22 protein-coding genes are annotated in these 23,190 nt (G+C 46.3%); 11 read left to right on the top strand and 11 right to left on the bottom strand.

What is annotated here, in order from left to right:
* Positions 1-312: 312 nt before the first annotated feature.
* The 5 genes from BXO87_RS18490 to BXO87_RS18510 form a co-directional block, all read right to left on the bottom strand.
* Positions 313-906, bottom strand: a complete 594-nt coding sequence (locus BXO87_RS18490) for an undecaprenyl-diphosphatase (protein ID WP_038457301.1) — start codon at positions 904-906, stop codon at positions 313-315.
* A gap of 96 nt (positions 907-1,002) precedes the next feature.
* Positions 1,003-1,740 carry an ABC transporter permease gene (locus tag BXO87_RS18495; protein ID WP_038457300.1) on the bottom strand — a complete coding sequence of 246 codons (738 nt, stop codon included), beginning with the start codon at positions 1,738-1,740 and terminating at the stop codon, positions 1,003-1,005.
* On the bottom strand, positions 1,733-2,653 hold the full coding sequence (locus BXO87_RS18500) for an ABC transporter ATP-binding protein (RefSeq protein WP_014417203.1): 921 nt from the start codon (positions 2,651-2,653) through the stop codon (positions 1,733-1,735). The genes BXO87_RS18495 and BXO87_RS18500 overlap by 8 nt, the downstream gene beginning before the upstream one ends.
* Before the next feature lie 245 nt (positions 2,654-2,898).
* The gene (gene pdaA / locus BXO87_RS18505) at positions 2,899-3,690 is read right to left on the bottom strand and encodes a delta-lactam-biosynthetic de-N-acetylase (RefSeq protein ID WP_014417202.1); all 792 of its coding nucleotides are present in this window, start codon (positions 3,688-3,690) and stop codon (positions 2,899-2,901) included.
* Positions 3,691-3,791: 101 nt separating this feature from the next.
* Positions 3,792-3,977: an SE1561 family protein gene (locus BXO87_RS18510; RefSeq protein ID WP_003155558.1), complete on the bottom strand. Its 186-nt coding sequence runs from the start codon at positions 3,975-3,977 to the stop codon at positions 3,792-3,794.
* Positions 3,978-4,123: 146 nt separating this feature from the next.
* Between BXO87_RS18510 and yfkAB the strand changes: the two genes are divergently transcribed.
* Positions 4,124-5,245 (top strand): radical SAM/CxCxxxxC motif protein YfkAB, encoded by a 1,122-nt coding sequence (gene yfkAB / locus BXO87_RS18515; RefSeq protein ID WP_038457298.1) that lies wholly within the window; start codon positions 4,124-4,126, stop codon positions 5,243-5,245.
* Positions 5,246-5,251: 6 nt separating this feature from the next.
* Complete coding sequence (locus BXO87_RS18520; protein ID WP_007408513.1) at positions 5,252-6,085, top strand: mechanosensitive ion channel family protein; 834 nt, start codon at positions 5,252-5,254, stop codon at positions 6,083-6,085.
* A 28-nt stretch (positions 6,086-6,113) separates the two neighbouring features.
* On the opposite strand, the gene BXO87_RS18525 is transcribed toward BXO87_RS18520, so the two are convergent.
* Complete coding sequence (locus BXO87_RS18525) at positions 6,114-6,908, bottom strand: YfkD famly protein (RefSeq protein ID WP_087920754.1); 795 nt, start codon at positions 6,906-6,908, stop codon at positions 6,114-6,116.
* 70 nt (positions 6,909-6,978) lie between these two features.
* Positions 6,979-8,034, bottom strand: a complete 1,056-nt coding sequence (gene cax, locus BXO87_RS18530; protein WP_007408511.1) for a calcium/proton exchanger — start codon at positions 8,032-8,034, stop codon at positions 6,979-6,981.
* 158 nt (positions 8,035-8,192) lie between these two features.
* On the opposite strand from cax, the gene BXO87_RS18535 reads away from it, so the two are divergent.
* A complete protein-coding gene (locus BXO87_RS18535) occupies positions 8,193-9,371 on the top strand; it encodes an MFS transporter (protein WP_076851430.1) in 1,179 nt (392 codons plus the stop codon).
* Between the two features lie 186 nt (positions 9,372-9,557).
* Here the strand turns inward: BXO87_RS18535 and BXO87_RS18540 are convergent, their stop codons facing one another.
* The 3 genes from BXO87_RS18540 to BXO87_RS18550 are packed head-to-tail and all read right to left on the bottom strand — an operon-like array spanning position 9,558 to position 11,222.
* Positions 9,558-10,397 carry a YihY family inner membrane protein gene (locus tag BXO87_RS18540; protein WP_032872320.1) on the bottom strand — a complete coding sequence of 280 codons (840 nt, stop codon included), beginning with the start codon at positions 10,395-10,397 and terminating at the stop codon, positions 9,558-9,560.
* A gap of 11 nt (positions 10,398-10,408) precedes the next feature.
* Positions 10,409-10,735, bottom strand: a complete 327-nt coding sequence (locus BXO87_RS18545) for a hypothetical protein (RefSeq protein WP_038457295.1) — start codon at positions 10,733-10,735, stop codon at positions 10,409-10,411.
* Positions 10,736-10,748: 13 nt separating this feature from the next.
* The gene (locus BXO87_RS18550; RefSeq protein ID WP_038457293.1) at positions 10,749-11,222 is read right to left on the bottom strand and encodes a low molecular weight protein-tyrosine-phosphatase; all 474 of its coding nucleotides are present in this window, start codon (positions 11,220-11,222) and stop codon (positions 10,749-10,751) included.
* Between the two features lie 155 nt (positions 11,223-11,377).
* Between BXO87_RS18550 and BXO87_RS18555 the strand changes: the two genes are divergently transcribed.
* The 5 genes from BXO87_RS18555 to BXO87_RS18575 all read left to right on the top strand — a co-directional run bounded on the left by BXO87_RS18555 (position 11,378) and on the right by BXO87_RS18575 (position 16,028).
* Positions 11,378-11,593 (top strand): DUF1128 domain-containing protein, encoded by a 216-nt coding sequence (locus BXO87_RS18555; RefSeq protein WP_003155571.1) that lies wholly within the window; start codon positions 11,378-11,380, stop codon positions 11,591-11,593.
* Between the two features lie 335 nt (positions 11,594-11,928).
* Positions 11,929-13,122, top strand: coding sequence for an MFS transporter (locus BXO87_RS18560; protein ID WP_076851431.1), 1,194 nt, complete (start codon positions 11,929-11,931; stop codon positions 13,120-13,122).
* Positions 13,123-13,148: 26 nt separating this feature from the next.
* Positions 13,149-13,910 carry a type I 3-dehydroquinate dehydratase gene (gene aroD, locus BXO87_RS18565; RefSeq protein ID WP_003155574.1) on the top strand — a complete coding sequence of 254 codons (762 nt, stop codon included), beginning with the start codon at positions 13,149-13,151 and terminating at the stop codon, positions 13,908-13,910.
* 64 nt (positions 13,911-13,974) lie between these two features.
* Complete coding sequence (locus BXO87_RS18570) at positions 13,975-14,859, top strand: shikimate dehydrogenase (protein ID WP_024085012.1); 885 nt, start codon at positions 13,975-13,977, stop codon at positions 14,857-14,859.
* A 137-nt stretch (positions 14,860-14,996) separates the two neighbouring features.
* Complete coding sequence (locus BXO87_RS18575; protein ID WP_025854009.1) at positions 14,997-16,028, top strand: LacI family DNA-binding transcriptional regulator; 1,032 nt, start codon at positions 14,997-14,999, stop codon at positions 16,026-16,028.
* A 20-nt stretch (positions 16,029-16,048) separates the two neighbouring features.
* Here BXO87_RS18575 and BXO87_RS18580 read toward each other — a convergent pair whose 3' ends face one another.
* On the bottom strand, positions 16,049-16,564 hold the full coding sequence (locus BXO87_RS18580) for a type 1 glutamine amidotransferase domain-containing protein (RefSeq protein WP_003155578.1): 516 nt from the start codon (positions 16,562-16,564) through the stop codon (positions 16,049-16,051).
* Between the two features lie 221 nt (positions 16,565-16,785).
* Here BXO87_RS18580 and BXO87_RS18585 point away from each other — a divergent pair, with 221 nt between their 5' ends.
* From BXO87_RS18585 to BXO87_RS18595, 3 genes are all read left to right on the top strand, one after another.
* Complete coding sequence (locus BXO87_RS18585) at positions 16,786-21,078, top strand: multifunctional 2',3'-cyclic-nucleotide 2'-phosphodiesterase/3'-nucleotidase/5'-nucleotidase (protein WP_139337735.1); 4,293 nt, start codon at positions 16,786-16,788, stop codon at positions 21,076-21,078.
* A gap of 210 nt (positions 21,079-21,288) precedes the next feature.
* Positions 21,289-22,428: a YibE/F family protein gene (locus BXO87_RS18590; protein ID WP_038457284.1), complete on the top strand. Its 1,140-nt coding sequence runs from the start codon at positions 21,289-21,291 to the stop codon at positions 22,426-22,428.
* A complete protein-coding gene (locus BXO87_RS18595) occupies positions 22,425-23,186 on the top strand; it encodes a YibE/F family protein (RefSeq protein ID WP_076851432.1) in 762 nt (253 codons plus the stop codon). Before BXO87_RS18590 ends, BXO87_RS18595 begins: the two co-directional genes overlap by 4 nt.
* Positions 23,187-23,190 lie beyond the last annotated feature (4 nt).

Genomic DNA, 23,190 nt, shown 5'->3' on the forward strand with positions numbered 1-23,190 from the left:
TACATGATATGCAATCTATTATATGATCTGTTAGCCAATTTTCAGTTTTTTATATAGACACAGGTGTATTCAAATTGTCGGCTTATGAAAATTGTAACGCTCAGCTTCCAAATATAACTTTGACACAAACATCATGATATTTAAAGAGTAAGCCCTAATTCCAACAAGATCAGTATTTCGATTATGTTTTTATGTCGGGAATTTGTCCCCTAACCGCTAAATTATTACCTGTTGATCAATCATCAATATGAGTTTTTTGTTTGTGCTCGAACGAACAAAAACACCTGGTTCATACAGGTGTTTCTCATCCGCCTAAACATTTTTCGACCTCTCTTTTCGGGGTAAAATACAGCCCTCCCCCTTTTCATAAATAGTTAGAACTTTTTTAGTCAATGCAAGCCTTGGTACAATCCAATACGATAACACAGCTGATATAATTCCAAAAAGAGCTCCTGCAGCAACATCGAAAGGATAGTGTACACCTACCCATATGCGTGAAACAGCTACACTAAGCGCAAATATGATCCAGCCTGTTTTTTTATATACAAGCCAAAAAGAAAATGAGATAGAAAAGAATAGGATGGTGTGATCGCTTGGAAATGAATTATCCACCGCATGATCTGCCAGTTTGTTAACATTTGAAAGAACTGCAAATGGTTGATGATTGGAATAGAGTTGACCGGCAATTTTCCCGATCATCTCTGCTATAATGAATGCCACTCCCGCCTGTATGACCATCATTCTGTTTCTATCATTTCGGGTAAACCAGAAAACAAGCATAACGAGTGCTAAAATAAACACTGCATATTCAGCAAGTACGATCATTGCCGGATTTAGAAATGGATATTCTTTTCCCAAATCGTTTATAGCACGAAAAGCGGTCATATTCATCTCTGAAAAAAACACTTATACCATCCTCCTATTTAAACACTCATTTATATTTTCACGGGATTTATACGGCACAAATCAATCGGCTTTTCACTTGAAAGTCTTTCATAAACATTAATGGATATCCGCTTTGTTAAAATAGATCACCAAGGAAGCAAATCCCAATAGTGAGATTAGGGCAATTCCTGCATAGGAGTACTCCGGAGGATAAGTAGGGAGAAGCGTATTCATTGAAATGTCTCCGGCCGCTGCCCACGGGAACAATCCTCTGTGTTCTGAATTAGCTGTCATGATATTGATCAAAGTGACTAGAATCGTAAAAATAATGGTGGGTACGTAATTCTTTAGAACAACTGTGATCAGAACAATAGGTGTTGATAAAACAAATAGTAAAATTCCCCCAATCACAAAGTGCAAAAATGATTTGAGTATGAGTGATTGGCTGAGACCCGGGAATTGCAAGATCACACCCAGTAATAAAGTAAGCCCCCACGCAACTAAAGTTAAAAAGAATATCCAGATAAATAGCAGCAATAGTTTACTAAGTATCAGATTGATTCTGGAAACGGGTATGGTTAAAAGGTTTTTCAGTGTATCATCCATGTATTCCCTGTTAAAAATATAAGCGGCAACAACTCCATACAGCGGAACCCCCACTACCAAGACTGTATATAAGTTAGCGTTGCTGAAAAGTTCATGAAATTTTATGACAGGAGCGGGATTCTCAGTCTTTATCTGTACATAAGATGCAACGACAACCATAAATGGGACGACCAAAGCTCCTATCGTACTTATTAGAAGCATCGCAGACCTTCTGAGTTTTAGTAACTCTGCATATAACAAATTAACCAATGGTTCCACCCCCAACCAATTTTGTGAAATAATCCTCCAGACGGTCTTCACTCATCAAAATTTTAAACACCTCAATATCGTTCTGAACAAGTAATTTATTAATTGCTCCCTGTTGTCCAATATGCGAGAAAATGCGGATAATTCCGTCACCATGTACTTCGTAGTCAAAGATCTGAAAATGTTTCTCTAAAAGCATCGCAGCTTTATTATCATTCGAAACTTGAAACTCAAGAAACTTTCGATTTCTCTTCCGGAGAGTATCAAATTCGGTTTCCTCTAACAGTTTTCCCTCGTGAATAATGCCCAAATGATCAACTAATTGTTCAATCTCAGACAGGATATGGCTCGATATCAGCAGAGTAATTTTTCTTTCTTCAGCTAATGTTTTAATGAGCCTTCTCATCTCTTTAATCCCAATTGGATCTAAACCATTCGTCGGTTCATCTAATATTAGTAATTCCGGATAGTGAAGAAGAGATCGGGCGATGCCAAGTCTTTGCTTCATTCCTAAAGAGTATTTGCCTACAAGCTTTTTGGTTTCATTCTCTAATCCCACAATTTCTAATGCTTCTTCAATTGCATTTTTTTTGTGAATTCCAACGATCCTGGCATTTATTTCAAGGTTTTCTTTAGCCGTGAGGTTTCCATAGAATCCTGGTACTTCTACAATTGAACCAATTCTTTTTAGAATGTCTTTCTTATTCGTATGTAAATCCTCACCGAATATCTCAATCTTTCCATGAGTAGGCTTTATCAGCCCCAGCAGCATTCTTATTGTCGTTGTTTTACCTGCCCCGTTTCTCCCCAGAAACCCGTAAATATCACCTTCATTAACTGTTATGTTGAGGTTATCAACTGACTTTTGTTTTCCATAAACTTTTGTTAAATTTGTCGTTTTAATTATTTCCGGCATTGATCCAGACCTACTTTCCTAATGCTTATGTACAATAGTATAGGAATGCGTTTTTAACTGGAGATTAACTATTTCTTAACTATCTCTTAATTCATATAAGAGGGGAAGAATTGGCAAAAAACCTGCCCCTTTAACTGGGAGCAGGTCATTCAATATTGATTCGGGTGTTTCATCTCAGTGATGTTTATGGCGTAAGGGTTTTGACGCCTGCATCAAGATAAGACTATATGAAGAGGCGCTTCTCGTTACAAAGACGGCAGCTTCATTTCTTTCTCAAACATCAGGTCATCAATGCTTTTAAACGTGTAGCCTTCTTTTTTCAAATCGGTAATGGCATCGTCCAGAGCTTCTGAATTGTCCTTTGAAACGGTGTGAAGAAGGTAGATCGCGCCGGGATGCGCCTGCTTTATCATGTGATCATAGGCATATTGTTTCCCTTTTTGCTCGTTAACCTTCCAGTCGACAAATGCGACGGACCAGAAAACGGTTTGGTAGCCGAGGCGCTTCGTTTCTTTGAGGACATATTCGCTGAATACGCCGCGCGGCGGACGGAGATACAGGTTGTCCCGCTTTCCGGTAATGTTGTACACAGCTTCCGTGACGGAATCGAGTTCGTCTTGAATCTGATCGCCCGTTTTTGTCGTCAGATCAGGATGATGAAAAGAATGATTGCCGATGATATGGCCTTCCTTTGACATCCGTTTAATCAAATCAGGCTGCTCTTTTACAAAATGACCCGTTACAAAAAAAGTGCCCGTGACATGATGTTTTTTTAACACATCAAGCACTTTCGGGGTGTACCCATTTTCATATCCGTTATCAAACGTTAAATAGATGGTCTTTTCTTTCGTATTGCCCAAATAAAAGGCATCATATTTTTTGACCAGATTGTCCAGCTGTCTGCCGGCATCCGGCGGCTGATGATTGACACTGCGTTTAAAGCCCCAGTTTATCCGTTCATTCGGAACGGCCTCTGCGCTGTTGATGCCTCCCGCAAGTAAAACGGCCATGCAGCAAATTGAACAAAACCATTTCATGCCCAGCACTCCTTCTGCATTTTTCCTTATTTTGCAGTAGGCCCTGCCCTTTTATACAGCCGCATTATGGAAAAAGAAAAACCCCGGCATTCCGCCGGGGTTTATTCCCAATCCTTTTTAAAGCGTTCGTATTTTGCTTCCAGATCATCAAGCATGCCGATGAGCCGGTCTATATCTTCAACGTCCGTTGATTCAGGGTCTAATGAATCAATGACATTCATAAACATATCGAGTCTGTTCTTCAGGTAATCGAGCTGCTGATCTTTGCTGTTTACTGCATTCCCCATACTTCCACTCCATTCATTTTTTATAATGGTAGCGTATTTTTTGCCGTTTTTCAATGGTTCCGCTACTTGCGATCTTGGCAGATCAGGTCTAAAATTAACAGTTGGCAGACGTTAGTATGCCCCATTTATAAAGGAGTTAGATAGTCATGACACAAAACACAACACTGCGTCCGATCACACCGGAGTACGATCCTTGGGAAGCGTACATGGATGTCGACCAGTATGGAGATATGAAACTGACGAACGTTGAATTCACAACAACGACTTTGTGCAATATGAGATGCGAGCATTGCGCCGTCGGGTACACGCTCCAGCCGAAAGACCCGAATGCGCTGCCGATCGACCTTTTATTAAAGCGGCTTGATGAAATTCCTTTGTTACGCTCTATCAGCATTACGGGCGGCGAACCGATGCTTTCGCTGAAATCGGTAAAGGAATACGTCGTCCCGCTTTTGAAATATGCGCATGAACGCGGGGTGCGCACCCAGATCAATTCAAATCTGACGCTTGATATCGGGCGCTACGAGCGGATTATTCCTTATTTGGACGTTCTTCACATTTCTCACAACTGGGGAACGGTCGAGGACTTTGCCGACATCGGATTTGCGATGATGGAGAAGAAACCGACATTTGAACAGCGGGCGCGCTATTTTGACAAAATGATTGAAAACAGCCGCACGCTTGTCGAAGCAGGCGTAATGGTTTCAGCGGAAACGATGCTGAACAAACGGACGCTGCCGCATATTGAACATATTCACCGGCAGATTACGCAAGAAATGAAATGCCAGCGGCACGAAGTCCATCCGATGTATCCGAGTGATTTCGCCAGCGCGCTTGAATCACTCAGCCTGACGGACATGAGACAGGCCATTCATCATCTGCTCGACATTCGCGATGAAGAGACATGGATGCTGTTCGGTACGCTCCCGTTTTACGCATGCAGCCCTGATGAAGAAGACCAGAAGCTCCTCCGCCGCCTGCGGGAAGCAAAAAACGTTACGGTGCGAAACGACCCTGACGGCCGCTCCCGCCTGAATGTCAACATTTTTGACGGAAATATCATTGTCACGGATTTCGGCGATACACCGCCGCTCGGCAATATTAAAACAGACAGCCTTCCTGAAGCATATGACAAGTGGAGACAGACGAAGCTGAGCAAAGAGCTGAACTGCCGCTGCACAAACGTCCGGTGCCTCGGCCCGAACGTCCTTGTCAAAAACAGTTATTATCAGGACACGGATTTTTCATTACGAAAAGCCAGAGGTTAACAGAAGATGGAAACGACAATTACGGACATTTTGAAAAGCAAAGTGGTTGAGATCATCATCGTCGCTCTCGTGCTTTACGCCGGTGTTTTTCTGATCAACCGCTTTGTCCAGGTGTTATTTAAACGCACGGATTTCTTAGAGGAACGGAAAGGGAAAACGATTGAAAGCCTCGTTCGGTCCATCACCCAGTATACGGCGACGATCGGGTTTATCTTTTACGTCATTTCTTTATTCGTTCATGATTTCGGCCGAATTTTAGCCGGGGCGGGTGTTGCCGGTATCGTCATCGGTTTCGGCGCCCAGTCATTAATCAAAGACATATTGGCCGGTGTCTTTTTAATATACGAACGCCAGCTTCATAAAGGCGATTACGTGACGATTAACAATCTGTTCAACGGCACAGTCGAAGAAATCGGACTCCGTTCCCTTCAGATCCGTGAGTGGACCGGCAAGCTGCTTACCATTTCAAACGGTGAGGTCAGACAGCTTCAAAACTATAACATTGATTTTATGCGGATTACCGAGTCCGTCGTGATCAGTTACAAGGAAGATCCCGAGCGGGTATATGCCGTCTTAGAAAAAGCCTGCGACATGCTCAATGATGAGCTTCGCGATTCACTGAAGCGGGATGAATTTCTCAATGCGACGGAGCCGTTTCAAGTGCATGGAATTATGAGTCTGAACAAATTAACCAGAGGCATTGAATTTACAGTGAAAGGCATGGTTCAAGACACAGAATACTTCTCGGCGAGCCTTGCGGTGAGACGCGTTCTTGCCCGGGAGCTGTACAACAACAATGTGCAATTGCTTGAGGAAATGTATCACACACAAAAAAGCTGATTCCCGAACCGGAATCAGCTTTTTTTATTTATCTCGGCTGCGCTGTCATTTGAAAACCGAATGTGACGTGATCCTGCACCGGAATCCAAGCCCCGATTCCTTGCGAAGTCACATTTTTGACGACAAGTTTCCGCTTGCTGCCTTTCAGCACCAAATACACTTCACCGTATGTTACTTTTCCTTTTTCATTAACGGCCGGAGCGTAGGCGTGCAGGTAGCCGAGCCGCTGCGGAGAAATTTTGTAGGTTTGATCGCGTTTTGTGCCTGCGCCGATAACCGTTTCAAACGCGAGCGGCAGTTTTGTTTTCTTCATCGCTTTTTGCATCATCATGCTTTTTACGTCTTCTGCGTTCGGCACCTTCGCTGTGAGCCCGCCTTTGATTTTGTATTGCTGTTCTTGGGCGTATGAGATAACCGCGGTTTGCTGCCCGCCCCGGTTATCCGCTCTGTTCGTGTTGATTTTTTTATATTCCCAGTTGGCGACCGTTTCGTTCGATTGATAGCCAAGCGCCCATTTCCCGAGAAATATTGTCGCCCGGTATCCGATGGCAAGCGGTGAACCGGAAACCGAGGATTCATTCAGCATCTTTATCAGATGCGGATTTTCGATGTTGATCTCGGATGTGTCTAACAATTCCTTCGCCAGTTTGCTCGGCTGAAGCATCGGCTGATCCTGTGACGCATTCGGATACGTATTTTCCTTTGAAATGCTTACGACAGAGTTGGGAACTTTAAACGGTTTTTTTGCATCGGCAGACGGCGTTGCGAAAAAACTAAAGGATAACAGCAGAATCAGTGTGGCATGAAACAGCTTTCTCATCATATCACTCTTTCTATAGCATTTTCCTTTAGTCTTTTCCTCCGCAAACGTTGTTATCCGCATTTTTTACAGGTTAAAGCAGGAAAAAACCGATCGCCATGATGACATAAGCGGCAAGGAGCGTAGCCCCCTCAAACCAGTTCGAATCACCGTCATTTGAAATCATCGTCATCAAAAGGACGGATGAGATCATCGCGACAAGCTCGGGCAATGTGAATACAAGCGGCATATTGACCGGAAAAAAGATGGAACAGATCACAAGAACCGGAGCCACAAACATGGCGATCTGCAAAGTCGAGCCTACCGCGATTTCAACGGCGACATCCATCTTGTCTTTGTACGCCATAATAATCGCCGACGCATGCTCTGCGGCATTTCCGACGATTGCGACGATAATCACTCCGATAAACAGCTCGCTCCAGCCGAACTGTTCAGCCACCGCATGAAACGTATGGACAAGGTTTTCAGATATGTAGGCGACGATAATGGTTGAAATAAATAAGACGGCTGTCGCTCTTTTCCCCGACCATTCAGGCTGCTCCTCTTCTTCCTTTGCCTCCGGCTGGTTCGGCTGATAAACACCGCGGTGGGTGACGAGCTTGAAATAAAGAGCCGCCACGTACAAAAGGATCATGATGATGCTGATGCCGACACTCAAATCAAGCTTGTTTTTTTCCCCCATATCCATGGAAAACACTTCGGGAATGACAAAAGCAACGATAATGGCAAAAATCAGCAGGCCGGAATTATGCCGGGCATCATGAATATTGAATTCCTGCCGCTTGTATTTCAAACCGCCGATAAAAAACGACAATCCCGCGACGAGCAGAAGATTGCCGAGCACCGAACCGGTCAGTGAAGCAAGCACGATGCCCGTAAGCCCTTCTTTTAAGGCGAAAAGCGATATAATCAGCTCTACCGCATTGCCGAACGTGGCATTCAGCAGACCGCCGATCCGCGGTCCCGCGATAATGGCAAGAGATTCAGTCGCTCTCCCCATATAACTTGCAAGCGCAATAATCGTCAAGCAATAAATAATAAACAAAACCGCTGACGGCCAGTGCATCAGGCCGCCGATGACTGAAAGCGGAACTCCCGCCGCAGCCGTAAAGAAAAAAATCCGATTCATATCTGCCTGGCTCCTTTTTTCGAATAAGTCTTTTTATATCCTTCTCAAAAACTCCCTCAATTACACTTCCTCGGCAGCCCGAATTGGCATTTTCAGGTTGCCGGACGCGGAAAATCCGTGTACGATCAAGAAAGATACTGAAGAAGGAGAAATACGCGATGTCACGACTGTACTTCTTTATTTTGGTTCTGCTTGTTTCCATCTCCGGATTTTCCCAAGGCATGCTTCTGCCGGTGATCTCCGTCATTTTTGAAACGAACGGAGAATCCGCAGCCATAAACGGACTTCACGCAACCGGCCTTTATATCGGCGTGCTTCTGGCGTCGCCGTTTATGGAGGCCCCGCTGCGCAAGCTCGGATTCAAACCTCTGATGGTCATGGGCGGATTTCTTGTTATCATCAGCTTATTCAGTTTTATTTGGCTTCAATCCATATGGTTGTGGTTTTTTCTTCGGCTGCTTATCGGAATCGGGGATCATATGCTGCATTTTTCAACCCAAACGTGGGTGACTTCCAAGTCAACGCCCCGAAACAGAGGAAGAAACATTTCGCTGTACGGACTGTCCTTCGGGCTTGGATTCGCTGTCGGCCCTTTCATGGTCCCTCTTGTGAAAACAAGTCCGTCCCTTCCGTTTATCGTATCCGGCTGTATCAGTCTTTGTGCCTGGCTGTTTGTGTTTGCCTTACGTAACGAGTACCCGGCGCAAGGTCCGGATGAAACATCCGGGGACAACAGCGCAAAACGGTTTTACCGCGCCCTTCTTTTCGGCTGGGTCGCTTTTCTCCCGGCTTTCGGGTACGGTTTTTTAGAAACGGCGCTGAACGGAAGCTTTCCCGTGTACGCCCTTCGTTTAGGTATATCCGTTGATGCCGTAGCGCTGATATTGCCCGCTTTTGCCATCGGAAGTATTGTATTCCAGTTCCCTCTCGGTTTATTAAGCGATCGATTCGGGAGAAAACGTGTTCTGCTCGTCATCTTATTAACGGGTGCCCTTTGCTTTTTGACAGCCGGACTGTTTCCGTCGCCTTCTGTCATCGGCTGCTGCTTTTTCACGGCGGGAATGGCGGTCGGCAGTATGTTTTCCCTCGGCATCAGCTATATGAGCGACCTGCTGCCGTCCCATCTGCTGCCGGCGGGCAATCTGCTCTGCGGCATTTCCTTCAGCCTCGGCAGCATGATCGGCCCGGTCGCGGGCGGCTGGTATATGCAGCGGTTTGAAAGCGCCAATTTGTTTTACTTTATTACGGTGATTCTGGTCTGTATTTGGCTTGCGCTCGTCTTCGGGAAAACAAAGCACAGTCCCGCATCCGAATCCCATTCTTTTCCGGCCTCATAAAAAAAGCCGCCTGATCTAAGTCAGGCGGCTTCTTTCTAGTGGTATCCGTTCTGCCCGTTAGCGCTTCCGCTTGTTTTATTCTTCGGGCCGTTTTTTGAGTTTTGTTTATTATGGCTTCCGCCTTTTTTCGTATGCTTGGTCATAGCCGATTCCCTCCGTTTTTCAGCTTGAACGTCATCCGTTCCTCTATAGCTTGCTCCCGCGGTACGGATTTTCATCAGGAAGCTTTTTACGTTTATGTAAAAGCGCGTTGATTTCTCCTCCTAAAATCAGCAGTGTTCCCGTAAGATAAAACCAGATCATAAGGACGATAATTCCCCCGATGCTCCCGTATGTGGCGCTGTAGTTGGCAAAGGTGCCGACGTAAAATGAGAACAGCATACTGACGATAATCCAGCCGGCTGCCGCAAATACGGCTCCCGGCAGGACAAAACGGAGGGAAAGCCTTTTATTCGGCGCGAAAATGTAAAGCGCGGTAAACACGATTAACAGGATAAGCGGACTGATACCCCAGCGGACAACCGACCACACCTGCAAAAACAGGCCGGAAGCGCCGATGAAATCTGCGGCCAGCATTCCGATTTCTCTGCCGAACACCGGCAGAAGCAGTGCGATTAAAATCGTAACCACCATCGCGATGGTTAAAAAAATTGAGGTCAGGCGAATGATGATAAATGAGCGGTTTTCCTCGACTTCGTAGGCATGGTTAAATGCTCTGACAATCGCGTTCATACCATTCGAAGCCGACCAGATGACGGCGATAATCCCGAATGACAAAAGCCCGCCGCTGCGCTTGTTCAGCGTTTGCTCCGTTATGGATTTCACCATGGACATGGCGCTGTCGGGCGCATATTGATCGACCGCCCCGAGCACGTCTTCTGCCGATATGGGAAGATAGGCGGTGAGCGTCAGCATGAAAATCATTAACGGAAACAATGACAGCAGGAAAAAATACGCCAGCTCCGCCGATTTACTTTGTCCTTCATGCAGTGAAAACCTTGCAAACAGCTCTTTTATAAAACCCATGACATCCCACCTCAATGATCGTTTTTCGAAAAATGCTCCTTCGTTTCTTTTAACAGGTCAATGACCTGCGGCGTCGTCTGCTTCAGCTTGGTGATCTGCCCGTTTAAAAAACTCAGATCTTTCGATACGGTATTGGCGATGATTTTCACTTGATCCAGTTTTGCAGAAGCCTGCTGTTTCAGGGCTTCAGGATGTTTTCGGTAAAATGCCGCACGCCGCCTGCACGCGTCCATGTTCCGGAAACATCCCTCTCTCGTCGGCTTATGTAATAAGGACAGTGCTCCGCCGGCGGCAGCGCCGATCAGAATCGCTTTTGTCATGATGCGTGTCTGCTTCATCGGTCAATCCCCCTTATAAGTGATGGTCTTTCTTTATTGTCTCCAGCAAATGACGGCACCCGGACTCGATCAAAGCGTACACCTCGCTGAAATTCCCGGTATAATACGGATCGGGCACGTCCGCAAGGTCCGACTCCGGTACATAATCAAGCAGCCTTGCAATACGCGGCGCCGCTTTTTTATAACCGGCCATGCTGCGCAGATGTCCGATATTTTCTGCATCCATCGCAATGACGTAATCAAAATCGGTCAGATCAGACTCACGGACCTGCCTCGCCGTGATGCCGCTTGCGCTGATCCCTTTCTTCTTTAGGATCTCCTTTGTCCCTTCATGCGGCGGATTTCCCGCATGCCAGGCGCCGATTCCCGCTGAATCAATGTTAATCTGCCCGTTCAGCCCGTTTTTCTTCACCATATCAGAAAATACCGCCTCTGCCATAGGCGACCGGCAAATATTTCCCAGACAGACAAACAGCACATGTATCATATCAATAACCTCCCTATTCTTTCCCCGCATTTTGAGGATCAAAAACCTTATCATCATCTTAGCAACTTTTCTGCGGCTGTGGAAATAAGCTTTTATTCTAAATGAATTCTGTTAGAATAAAGGGTACGAAAACGGTCATGAAAGGATGCATGAATTTGCCGAGCCAACAAACAGAAACGTTAAACAAAATGATTGAAGACATTTCGCAAAAGCTCAACATGCTCAATGTCGGTGTCATCAGAGCGGAAGATTTCAGTGATGAAAAAATAGAAGATCTTACATACCTTCATCAAATGGTCATGAAAAAAGCATCATTCAGCCCGAGTGAAATGCAGGCCATTGCCGAGGAGCTCGCCTCTCTCAGAAAATAAACCCATGTCCGACCTGCCGAAAAACGGCGGGTCTTTTTTTGATTTAAAAAAGTAAAAAATAAAAGTTCATCGGTTTGACACATATAAAAAGAAGGAGTATAGTAACTGTGAACTTGGTAGAACGATATACTAAATGAGCGGGCCACTTATCTTTTTTTATTTTAGTAGAACGATATACTCATTGTGATATCAGCGTTATTCAAGTTTGTCTCAGCAGCCGTTTTATCAAACAGTTTTCAAAGAAAGGCAGTGGTTCAATAAAGGGGAATGGATCTGCGCTTATCAATTTAAAAAAATAATTTAATTCTTTATTAACCGCATTAGGGGATGTCATCATGAAAAACATATACACCAAAATGGCAGCGGGTCTTTATATTAACTATTTCCTGCTGGGCATGATCAATATTATTATCGCATCCAATATGGAGGCATTATCAAAACAGCTTCATACATCCGCAGCCGGGGTCAGCTATTTGGTCTCCGCCATCGGGATCGGGAAGCTGATTTCGCTTCTGTTTGCCGGGAAGCTTTCGGATACGTTCGGGAGACGGCCGTTTATCGTGTCGGGCGCCTTTCTGTATCTGATTTTCCTAATCGGAATTCCGCTTTCGACAAACTATACGGCCGCGTTTATCTTCGCCATTTTCGCCGGGATCGCCAATTCCTTTTTGGATTCCGGGACATATCCGGCGCTTATTGAAGGATTTCCGAAAAACGCAAGCTCTGCAACCGTGTTAATCAAAGCGTTTGTATCCATCGGCGCGACGGTGCTTCCGTTTTTTATCGCGTTTATTGCGGACAGGCATTTGTTTTACGGCTGGACGTTTTTCGTACCGGGCATTATTTTCTTCCTGAACGGCTTTTTCCTGTTAAAAGTTCCGTTTCCGAATCATAAGCAAAAAGAAGACGGCGGCCGGACGGAAGCCTCTCCGTCTGATGACGCGTTCACATCACAGCCGTCGATATGGCGCGAAGGTCTTGCGATCATTCTGTTAGGCTTTTCATCTACGGCGCTGTTTATGCTCGTTCAAGTATGGCTTCCTAAGTTCGGGCAAACCGTTTTGGGCATGCCTGAGGTGCAGGCCGTCAAATTGTTGAGCTATTACAGCATCGGGGCGCTTGTGTCCGTGTTATTGCTGGCTGTGCTGTTAAACAGAGTGATTCAGCCGATTACGGTAATGGTGCTGTACCCTGTGATCGCGGCAATCGCGCTGCTTGCTCTGATTTTTATTCAGCAGCCGGCCGTATCGGTCATCAGCTCCTTTGTCATCGGACTTTCAACTGCGGGCATTCTGCAATTGGCGATGACGGTTATGGCTGTTTTATTCCCTAAAAATAAAGGTACGATCACATCTTTTGTTAATATAGCATCAAGCTTATCTTTTATTGTCATTCCGCTTGTAACGGGAGCGATATCCAAAGCCGCCGGCCTGACGCCTGTTTTTCTGCTTGATATCGGAATTGCGGCCGTCAGCGCCCTTCTCGCATTGTTTATCGGAATCCGCTTTAAGCAAGTGATGAAAGCCTGACTATTTTATAAGGGAGAGGATTTATCATGCAATCTATCACGATCAGAAATACGGTCATCGGCGAAGGGCTTCCGAAGATCATTGTGCCGCTGATGGCGGCCGGAGAGAAAGAGCTGCTCGAAGAAATTGAAGCCGTCAACGGGCTTCGCCCGGATATCATTGAGTGGCGGGCGGATGTATACGAGCATGTTGACAGCCTGGACGCCGTAAAAGGCATGCTTGAAAAGCTGCGGAAAGCCGCAGGCGCAACACCGCTGCTTTTCACATTCAGAACCCATAAAGAAGGCGGAAATAAAGTTATTGATGACCGCTTTTACATTGAATTGCTTAAAACCGCCATCGAAACAAAACATATTGACCTTGCAGACGTTGAGCTGTTTACGGGAGAAGCGGAAGTCAAATCAATTGTGAAAACCGCTGAAGACAACGGCGTATATGTCGTCATGTCCAATCATGATTTTCATCAGACACCGAAAAAAGAAGAAATCATTTCCCGGCTGCGGAACATGCAGGCGTACGGCGCGCACATTCCGAAAATCGCGGTGATGCCGCAAAGCACGGAAGATGTTTTCGTCTTATTGGATGCCACTCACACGATGAAAACACAATACGCGGACCGGCCGATCATCACGATGTCAATGGCGGGAACAGGCCTGATCAGCCGCCTGGCCGGCGAAGTCTTCGGCTCAGCGTGCACGTTCGGCGCGGGCAAAGAAGCATCAGCGCCCGGGCAGATTCCCGTTGAGGAATTGCGCAGCGTACTCAGCATTTTAAATAAACATATGTAATCAGCGTTTTTTGCCCTCAAAGCGGGTTGAAAAACAAATGAATGGACTAACGGAGGAATACATCATGAAGAAAGAATTAGGACGGATTAACGGAAAAACTCAGCTTATCGGATTATTCGCGACACCGATCGGACACTCTTTATCTCCGGCGATGCACAACCTGGCGTTTAAAAAATTAGGATTGAACTACGCTTACCTCGCGTTTGAAGTCGGCAATGAACAGCTGGAAGATGTGGTAACGGGAATGCGTGCCTTAAACGTCAGAGGCTTCAATGTCTCGATGCCGAACAAGATGAACATTCTCCCTTATCTCGATGAACTCGCGGATTCAGCGAAATTCACCGGCGCGGTAAATACAGTCGTTAATGAAAACGGCAGACTGATCGGACACTCCACTGACGGTATGGGATACGTCCGCAACTTAAAAGAACACGGCATCGATATCACAGGGAAAAAAATGACGCTGGTCGGTTCCGGCGGGGCCGCCACTCCGATAGCGATTCAATCCGCATTGGAAGGCCTCGGAGAAATCTCTATTTTCGCCCGCAATGACGCGTTTTTCGAAAAAGCGGAAGAAAATGTCCGCATCATCAATGAAGAAATGAAGGGATCTTCTTGTAAAGCGAAAGTCTTCCCGCTCGAAGATCAAGATGCGCTGCGTGCTGAAATCGCTTCAAGCGATATTTTCACAAACGGAACAGGTGTCGGCATGAAACCGCTTGAAGGCTTGAGCGTTATTGAAGATACATCCATGCTCCGTCCGGATTTGATTGTGACAGACGTCGTTTACAACCCCGTTACGTCGAAATTGCTTGAACAAGCTCAAGCGGCCGGCTGCAAAACCATTAACGGTCTCGGCATGATGCTTTGGCAGGGCGCCATGGCGTTTGAATATTGGACAGGCCGTGAAATGCCGGTTCAGTATATTAAAGAGCAAATGTTTGAATAACCTATTGTGACAGAAGCGCCGAAGGACAATCCGTCTTCCGGCGCTTTATCTTTTTCTCCCTCCTCTCTCTTTCTTCTCATGCGCCAAAACGCTTATAATGGATGTAACGAATAAAAACCAAGTGAGGAATGCGACGTATGAAACAGCAAAAAAAACGCCGGGTGACATTGCAGCAGGTCGCCGAACATGCCGGCGTCTCAACATCCACCGCTTCATTAATTGTCCGCAATAATCCCCGAATTTCCGAAGCGACCCGTGAGAAAGTGCTGCAATCCATGCGGGAGCTGGGGTACGTATATGATCGGGTCGCCGCGAATTTACGATCACAGACGTCCACAACGGTAGGATTGATTATCACTGACATTTCCAATACGTTTTTCTCAGAATTTCTGATCGGCGTTCAGAATACGCTTGAGGAAGTCGGATTAACGGTGCTGTTAGGCACGACATTTGATTCCGTCGCCAAGCAGGAGCAGCTGATCTCGACCATGCTGGAGCACAGGGTCGGCGGATTGATTTTGTGTCCGGTTTCAGGGACGGCTGAGGAAACCCTTTCCCGCCTTGAGCAGCTTGACATTCCGGTCGTGCTCGCCGTCAGGGAGATTGCCGATGCCAACTGTGATTTTGTCGGAGCCGATTATGAGGAAGGCACCTATAAGGCAGTGCGTCATTTCATTGAGAAAGGCCATCAGGAGATTGCGTTTCTGGGCGGCGTGAAGCACTCATCAACATGGACGAAGCGTATGAAAGGGTTTAAAAAAGCGCTCCGTGAAGCGGATCTGGAAGTGAAAAATGAATATGTCATTGACAGCGCGCCGACCCGCGAAGCAGGCTGTGACGCCGTGACGGAGCTCCTCCGCCGGTCTGAGCGCCCGACCGCGATTTTCTGCTTCAGTGATTTGGTCGCGTTCGGCGTCATGCAAGGGATCAGAAAAGCCGGGCTCGTTCCGGGCGAAGATATTGACATTGTCGGCTTTGATAACGTGCCGGAAGCTGAAATTTCTTATCCTCCGCTTACAACCGTTTCTTCCTTTCCGCGGCAGTCGGGAAAAGAAGCGGCTCAATTGCTGCATCATAAAATCACCAATTCCCAGCACAAAAAACAGCGCATTATTCTGGCGCCTGAGCTGGTCATCCGGGAATCTTCACAAAAAAAGCGGAACGCCTGATACGGCGCTCCGCTTTTATATTACGCAAGCAGTTTTAATGATTCGCGGTTGAATGCCGGAATGTCATCCGGTGTGCGGCTTGTGACCAGCTGGTTCTGGCAGACGACGACTTCTTCATCCACCACATTCGCGCCCGCGTTTTCCATATCGATTCGGATTGAAGTAAATCCTGTCGCTTTGCGCCCGTCCAATGCTTTCGCGTTGATGAGAAGCTGAGGGCCGTGGCAGATGGCGAACACCGGTTTTTTATCATCCATAAACGCTTTGGCAAATTGGACGAAACGGTCATCCGCACGCAGCATGTCAGGTGAGAATCCGCCCGGGATCAGCAATGCGTCAAAGTCTTTCGGATTCACATCATCGATGGACGCGTCCACTTTCACTTCCGCTTCCCCTTGTTTTCCTTTGACTGTTTTTCCTTTTTCCTGTTCAATTACGGTTAATTCATGACCCGCATCTTTAAAAGCTTTCGCAGGTTCAGTATACTCGACATCCTCAAAGTAATCCGTTAATACAACTGCAATTTTTTTACCCATAGTTACTAACCTCCTGCTTGATGAAGTCTACATAAATCCATGTACCCCAGCCACACTAACATCAAACATAGGTAACGCGTTTACCGCCCGCCTGTTTTACATAGGTCATTATCCTCATTTTTTATCTTTTCACAAGAATCATCATGAAATCTATATAAACTTTCACAAAATATTCTTACAATGGTACTGCATGACAAAATTTGTTGAAAGGTGGAGAACAGGTGAGAATACAGAAAAGACGATGCAGCGTCAATATGACACTCCGTATTCTGCTGCCCCTAGTTATGATACTTAGTCTGATCCTCCCAACATCACCCATTAAAGCAGAAGAAAACAAATCCTCCAGTGTGAATCTCAGCATTTTAGCCACAACTGACGTTCACGCTAACATGATGGACTACGATTACTACAGCGACAAACCGACAACGGAATTCGGGCTGGCCCGAACGGCTCAGCTTATTGAGAAGCACAGGCGCGAAAACCCGAATACGCTGCTTGTCGATAACGGAGACCTGATTCAGGGGAATCCCCTCGGAGAATACGCCGTAAAATATGAGAAAAATGATATCATTTCAGGCGCAAAGACCCATCCGATCATTGAAGTGATGAACAGTCTGCATTATGACGCAGGAACACTCGGCAATCATGAATTTAATTACGGGCTTGAATTCCTGGACGGGACAATCAAAGGCGCTGATTATCCGATCGTTAACGCCAATGTGAAAACAGTAAGCGGCGAAAACCGTTATACGCCTTATGTCATAAAAGACAAAACCGTCACGGATGAAAACGGCGGCAAGCATCAGCTAAAAGTCGGCTATATCGGCTTTGTTCCTCCCCAGATCATGACGTGGGATAAGAAAAATCTCGAAGGCCGCGTTCAGGTCGAGGACATTGTGGAATCCGCAAAGAAAACCGTTCCGAAAATGAAAGCTGAAGGAGCCGATATCGTCATCGCCCTCGCCCACAGCGGCATCGAAAAAAAAGCGCAGTCTTCCGGAGCGGAAAATGCCGTTTTTGATCTGGCAACGAAAGTCAGCGGAATTGATGCGATCGTATCGGGCCATCAGCACGGGCTTTTCCCTGATGCCGAATACAAAGGCGCTGATCAATTCGACGTCGATAAAGGCACGATTAACGGCATCCCCGTTGTTATGTCAAGCAGCTGGGGCAAATATGCGGGCGTCATCGACCTCCGGCTTGAAAAAACAGACAGCGCGTGGCATGTGGAAGATGCAAAAGGCAGCATCAAGCCGATTGCCGGCAATGTGACTTCGGAAAACGAAACCGTCGTCAATACCGTCAAAAAAGCGCACGAAGGCACTTTAAAATACATCAGAGAACCCGTCGGCCAGACAAAAGCCGATATCAACAGTTTCTTCGCCCAAGTCAAAGATGATCCGTCCATTCAAATCGTAACGGATGCGCAAAAATGGTACGCCGAAAATAAGATGAAGGATACGGCATACAAAGATCTGCCTATCCTCTCGGCGGGCGCCCCGTTTAAGGCCGGCGGGCGGAACGGCTCAAACTACTATACAAACATTTCCGCTGGCGACCTCGCCATCAAAAATATCGGCGATTTGTACCTGTATGACAACACGGTTCAGATCGTCAAGCTGAACGGAAGCGAAGTGAAAGACTGGCTCGAAATGTCCGCAGGGCAATTTAATCAGATCGATCAGGCAAAAGGCGGCAGCCAAGCGCTTTTAAATGACGCCTACCGCTCATACAATTTTGATGTCATTGACGGTGTCACCTATCAGGTCGATGTCACAAAACCGGCGAAATACAACGAAAACGGAACAGTCATTCATCCCGATGCAAGCCGGATCGTCAACCTTTCTTATCAAGGAAAGCCCGTCAGCGCCAAGCAGGAATTTCTGATCGTCACAAATAATTACCGCGCTTCAGGCGGCGGAGGATTCCCTCACTTAAGCAATGATAAAATCGTATATTCATCAGCCGATGAGAACAGGCAGGTCTTAATGGATTACATCATCCAGCAGAAAACGATTAATCCGCAGGCTGATCATAACTGGTCCATCCTTCCGGTCAAAGGGACAAACCTGACATTTGAATCTTCCTTGGCCGCAAAGCCGTTTGCCGACCGCGCAGATGACGTCGCCTATATCGGTGAATCACAAAACGCGGGCTACGGACAGTACAAGCTCCAATTCAAAGATGATGAACCGGGCACAGATCCGCCGAAAGATGATGCATGGAAACTCACCGTTATGCATACAAACGACACGCACGCCCACCTTGATAACGCGGCGAGGCGGATGACGAAAATCAAGGAAATCAGAAGCGAAACCGACCGCAGCATTTTACTGGATGCGGGAGACGTTTTTTCAGGCGATCTCTATTTCACAAAGTGGCAGGGGCTGGCTGATTTAAAATTGATGAACAGCATGGGCTACGACGCCATGACCTTCGGAAATCATGAATTTGATAAAGGTCCGGGTGCTCTCGCCAGCTTCCTGAGCGGTAACGGAAGCGCGGCTGACCCGTCCGGAAAATACAATTTCCAAGCGCCTGACTTTCCGCTCGTCAGCTCAAATGTCGATGTGTCCAAAGAGTCAAAACTCAGACCATTCATGAAAAAAGCAGACACATTTACGGCAGGGAAAAAGAAAAAAGCAGGCATCTATCCATACATTCTGCTTGATGTAAACGGAGAAAAAGTCGCCGTATTCGGCTTAACGACAGAAGATACGTCCGTCACATCAAGCCCGGGAAAAAGCATTGTCTTTCATGATGCCTTCCAATCCGCACAAGATACAGTAAAAGAAATACAGAACAAGGAACATGTCAATAAAATTATCGCCCTGACCCATATCGGGCATCAGCGTGATCTCGATCTTGCCAAAAAAGTAAAAGGCATCGACTTAATCGTCGGCGGACATACGCATACGCTTGTAGATAAAATGGAAATTGTTAAAAACGAAGAGCCGACCATCGTCGCCCAGGCAAAAGAATACGGCGAATATTTAGGCCGTGTCGATGTCGCATTTGACAAAAACGGCGTCGTTCTGCCGGAACAATCCTCTCTTCAAGCGCTGCCGGTGAACGAGCAGACGAAAGAAGACCCGGGTCTGAAAAAAGAGCTTGATCCGTTTAAAAAAGAGCTCGTCTCAGTCAAAAATGAAAAAGTCGGCTCAACGAAGGTCGCACTTGACGGCCAGCGTGAGCATGTCCGCTCCAAAGAAACCAATCTCGGAAACTTCATCGCGGACGGCATGCTGCAAAAAGCGAAGGAAGCGGCCGGCGCCCAAATCGCGATCACAAACGGGGGCGGCATCCGCGCGGGCATTGATAAAGGAGACATCACACTCGGCGATGTGCTGAATGTAATGCCGTTCGGCAACACGCTTTACGTCGCGGATTTAACCGGCAAACAGATCAAACAAGCCTTGGAACAAGGGTTAAGCGGAATTGAGGCTCAAGGCGGCGCCTTCCCTCAAGTTGCCGGTTTAACATACACCTTTACACTGAATAAAAAGCCGGGACACCGCGTTCTTCAAGCTGCGGCCGTACAGGATGACGGCAGCGTAAAGCCGATTTCTGATAAGAAGACATACAGAGTCGCCACCAGTAACTTTGTCGGTGAAGGCGGAGACGGATATTCCGTCTTTAACGAAGCGTCCCATAAAGAAGACCTTGGCTTTGTCGACTATGAGGTCTTCACCGAGCAGCTTGAAAAAGCGGGAAAAGCGGTGGAACCGAAAGTTGACGGCCGCGCGCAGGAAGTGTACCTGCCGACGAAACAAAAAAACGGCTCCTGGACGCTTGAAGATGACAGCGCATTTGCCGTCTATGCCAAAAACGCCAACACGCCGATCGTGTATTACGATAAGAATGACGGCGCCAAAAAGCCGATTGATCTCAGCGTGACAAAAAAACAAATCGGCCTGTTAAAGGACAGAACATCGGATTCTTCCCTTACGATCCTGCATGACAAGTTCAGCATGAAAATGCCGATGGCAAACGCTGCTTCAGCTGATACACGATTCGGCGTGACACCGAAAGGAAAAGTAAGCGGGGCGCTTTCAAATGTATACGACTTTACAATGAAGCAGAAAAACAAAGACATCAAAACATTCAAAGCGCCGGTAAAACTCACCCTGCGCATTGAGAATACGAAAAAGGCGAAACAGCCCGGCATTTACCATGTAGACCGGAAAAAGAACGTCTATACAAAAACAGACAACGGTTCGGTTACACACGATCTCGTCACGGGCTATACAAATCATTTCAGTGAATACACCATATTAAACGCAAACACGAAGAGCGCGCCGCCGACAAGCGGAGACCACGGCTCCGGAAAGCAGCCAAGCGGACAAAAACCGTCATCCGGCCCTGCACAGGACGGGGTATCGCCGGGCGGCCTGCTTCCTGATACGGCCACAACGATGTATTCCATCCTTCTTGCCGGGTTTCTCATCAGCGCGCTCGGAACCGCACTGTATCTGTATCAAAGAAGAAAAGCAAAAAAAGTGAACGAAGCATAAAAAGACCGCTTTTATCGTGCGGTTCATCCCAAGAGCTCTCCTGATCTGTTTTGCAGGGGAGCTTTTTCTCTCGGTCCCCTTCTGAGTCGACAGCCGTACGGCCGAGTGATAAAATATGACCGTTATTCGCGAAAGACTGCATCCGCATCGTTTAACACTTCACGGCAGGGCCTCTCTTTCATACGGCGCCGCCTGTTTGGAGGACTTTTTTTGAAGATAACAGGAAACAAACGAAACCGCATGTCTTACAAGAAAAAGCTGTTTTACGTGATAACAGCGCTCTGTTTTATCAGCTCGCTCATTTTCGTCACTCACAACGCTTCTTTTTATGAGCGGCCGATTGCCAAAGTGACGAAAACAACATTGGAACATCAGTCTGACGTACAGGACATGCATAAAAACAAAGATAAGACTTTCAATCAGACGATCACTGCCAGACTTGAAAACGGCAGTCAGAAAGGACAGCTCATTCATTTGTCCAATCAGTATTCATCATCCGGAGCGAATGATCAGAAATATTCGATTGGTGATGAAGTATTCGTTTCTATTGATAAAGGGAAATCATCAAACAAGGATATATCGGGAAGCATTATAGATAAAAAACGGGATAAACAGCTTTTGCTGATCGCTTGGGTTTTCATCTTCACCTTGCTTATCGTCGGCAAAAAACAAGGCTTCTTTTCGATCGTCAGCCTGATGTTTAACGCCGTTTTACTGTCGTTTGCATTAGATTTGTACAGGAAGCATCCTAATATAGGGTTAATTTTCATCTGCGGTATCTGTATTCTCATCTTTACTGTCATCTCATTGCTGCTTGTCAGCGGTTTTCACGCGAAAACATATGCCGCCATTGCCGCGACGCTCGCAGGCACTTTCGTTTCCCTGCTGATTACGTATCTGGTGATGCTGGCAACCGGAGAGAAAGGTCTCAGATATGAGGAAATGCAGTATTTAACCCGCCCTTATCACACGGTGTTCATGGCCGGGGTATTTATCGGATCACTGGGAGCGGTCATGGATGTAGCCATTACCATGACGTCATCTGTCTTCGGATTATATGAAGAAAACAAGGGTATCTCATTACAAGCTCTCAGACGTTCCGGGATGGAGATCGGAAAAGACATCATGGGGGCGATGACCAACATTCTGTTTTTTGCTTATATAAGCGGCTCTATTCCGATGATGCTTTTGTATTTGAAAAATGATTCCCCGATAGGATTCACTCTTTCTATGAACATTTCCTTGGAAATAGCCAGAGCATTGGCCGGAGGGATCGGAATCGTATTAGCCATACCCGCCAGTCTGTATGCTTCTATCTTTTTTATTAAACGAAAGAAGGCAAGCTCATGAATGTCATCGTAATTCTCGCGGCGATTTTATTTCTATTAATGGTCATCATCGGCGGAAAAAAAGGAGCGAGGTCTTTTATTGCGTTATTCTTAAATTTCGGTGTTCTCTTTCTCACCATTATTTTCATGACAGACCCGCATATCAATCCGATTGTTTTAACATTGCTCTCTTCCGCCGTGATTTGCAGCATTACTCTTTTTTATATTAATGGAGGAAACGTCAAAACCGTAACCGCCTTTATTTCTGCAATGCTGACCATTGCATTGCTGCTGTTTTTTATTATGGCCGTAACAAAACATACTTCGATTCAGGGATTCGGTGAAGAAGAATTGGGGGATATCGGCATATTCACACTGTTTGTCGGGGTGGATTTTGTAAAGGTTACCGCAGCTATGATCATCATGGGCACGATTGGGGCGATTACCGATGTCGCGATTTCCATTACTTCACCCATGCGGGAAATTTACAGTCATAATCCGTCCATGAGCAGAAAAGAACTGTACACATTCGGATTAAGCATCGGGAGAGATATTTTAGGAACGAATACGAATACGTTATTCTTTGCTTTTTTCGGCAGCTATTTGGCTTTAATTATCTGGTTTAAAGACTTATCATACTCAGCTGAAAAAATAGTGAACTCAAAAGTATTCAGTGCGGAAGCCGTCACCATTCTTTGCGCCGGAATCGGGATCGGCATCATCATTCCCGTTACGTCCTGGATCACCGCCTGTTTTTTAGCAAAACCAAATAAACAGTAAAAGC

The sequence above is a fragment of the Bacillus sp. GZB genome, assembly GCF_001975995.1.
GTDB classification, from domain to species: domain Bacteria; phylum Bacillota; class Bacilli; order Bacillales; family Bacillaceae; genus Bacillus; species Bacillus velezensis.

What these genes read in the sequence shown, in the direction of transcription:
- BXO87_RS18500 (WP_014417203.1), bottom strand. Translation starts at nt 2,653, where the DNA reads ATGCCGGAAATAATTAAAACGACAAATTTAACAAAAGTTTATGGAAAA.
- pdaA (WP_014417202.1), bottom strand. Translation starts at nt 3,690, where the DNA reads ATGAAATGGTTTTGTTCAATTTGCTGCATGGCCGTTTTACTTGCGGGA.
- BXO87_RS18510 (WP_003155558.1), bottom strand. Translation starts at nt 3,977, where the DNA reads ATGGGGAATGCAGTAAACAGCAAAGATCAGCAGCTCGATTACCTGAAG.
- yfkAB (WP_038457298.1), top strand. Translation starts at nt 4,124, where the DNA reads ATGACACAAAACACAACACTGCGTCCGATCACACCGGAGTACGATCCT.
- BXO87_RS18520 (WP_007408513.1), top strand. Translation starts at nt 5,252, where the DNA reads ATGGAAACGACAATTACGGACATTTTGAAAAGCAAAGTGGTTGAGATC.
- BXO87_RS18525 (WP_087920754.1), bottom strand. Translation starts at nt 6,908, where the DNA reads ATGATGAGAAAGCTGTTTCATGCCACACTGATTCTGCTGTTATCCTTT.
- cax (WP_007408511.1), bottom strand. Translation starts at nt 8,034, where the DNA reads ATGAATCGGATTTTTTTCTTTACGGCTGCGGCGGGAGTTCCGCTTTCA.
- BXO87_RS18535 (WP_076851430.1), top strand. Translation starts at nt 8,193, where the DNA reads ATGTCACGACTGTACTTCTTTATTTTGGTTCTGCTTGTTTCCATCTCC.
- BXO87_RS18540 (WP_032872320.1), bottom strand. Translation starts at nt 10,397, where the DNA reads ATGGGTTTTATAAAAGAGCTGTTTGCAAGGTTTTCACTGCATGAAGGA.
- BXO87_RS18545 (WP_038457295.1), bottom strand. Translation starts at nt 10,735, where the DNA reads ATGAAGCAGACACGCATCATGACAAAAGCGATTCTGATCGGCGCTGCC.
- BXO87_RS18550 (WP_038457293.1), bottom strand. Translation starts at nt 11,222, where the DNA reads ATGATACATGTGCTGTTTGTCTGTCTGGGAAATATTTGCCGGTCGCCT.
- BXO87_RS18560 (WP_076851431.1), top strand. Translation starts at nt 11,929, where the DNA reads ATGAAAAACATATACACCAAAATGGCAGCGGGTCTTTATATTAACTAT.
- aroD (WP_003155574.1), top strand. Translation starts at nt 13,149, where the DNA reads ATGCAATCTATCACGATCAGAAATACGGTCATCGGCGAAGGGCTTCCG.
- BXO87_RS18570 (WP_024085012.1), top strand. Translation starts at nt 13,975, where the DNA reads ATGAAGAAAGAATTAGGACGGATTAACGGAAAAACTCAGCTTATCGGA.
- BXO87_RS18575 (WP_025854009.1), top strand. Translation starts at nt 14,997, where the DNA reads ATGAAACAGCAAAAAAAACGCCGGGTGACATTGCAGCAGGTCGCCGAA.
- BXO87_RS18580 (WP_003155578.1), bottom strand. Translation starts at nt 16,564, where the DNA reads ATGGGTAAAAAAATTGCAGTTGTATTAACGGATTACTTTGAGGATGTC.
- BXO87_RS18595 (WP_076851432.1), top strand. Translation starts at nt 22,425, where the DNA reads ATGAATGTCATCGTAATTCTCGCGGCGATTTTATTTCTATTAATGGTC.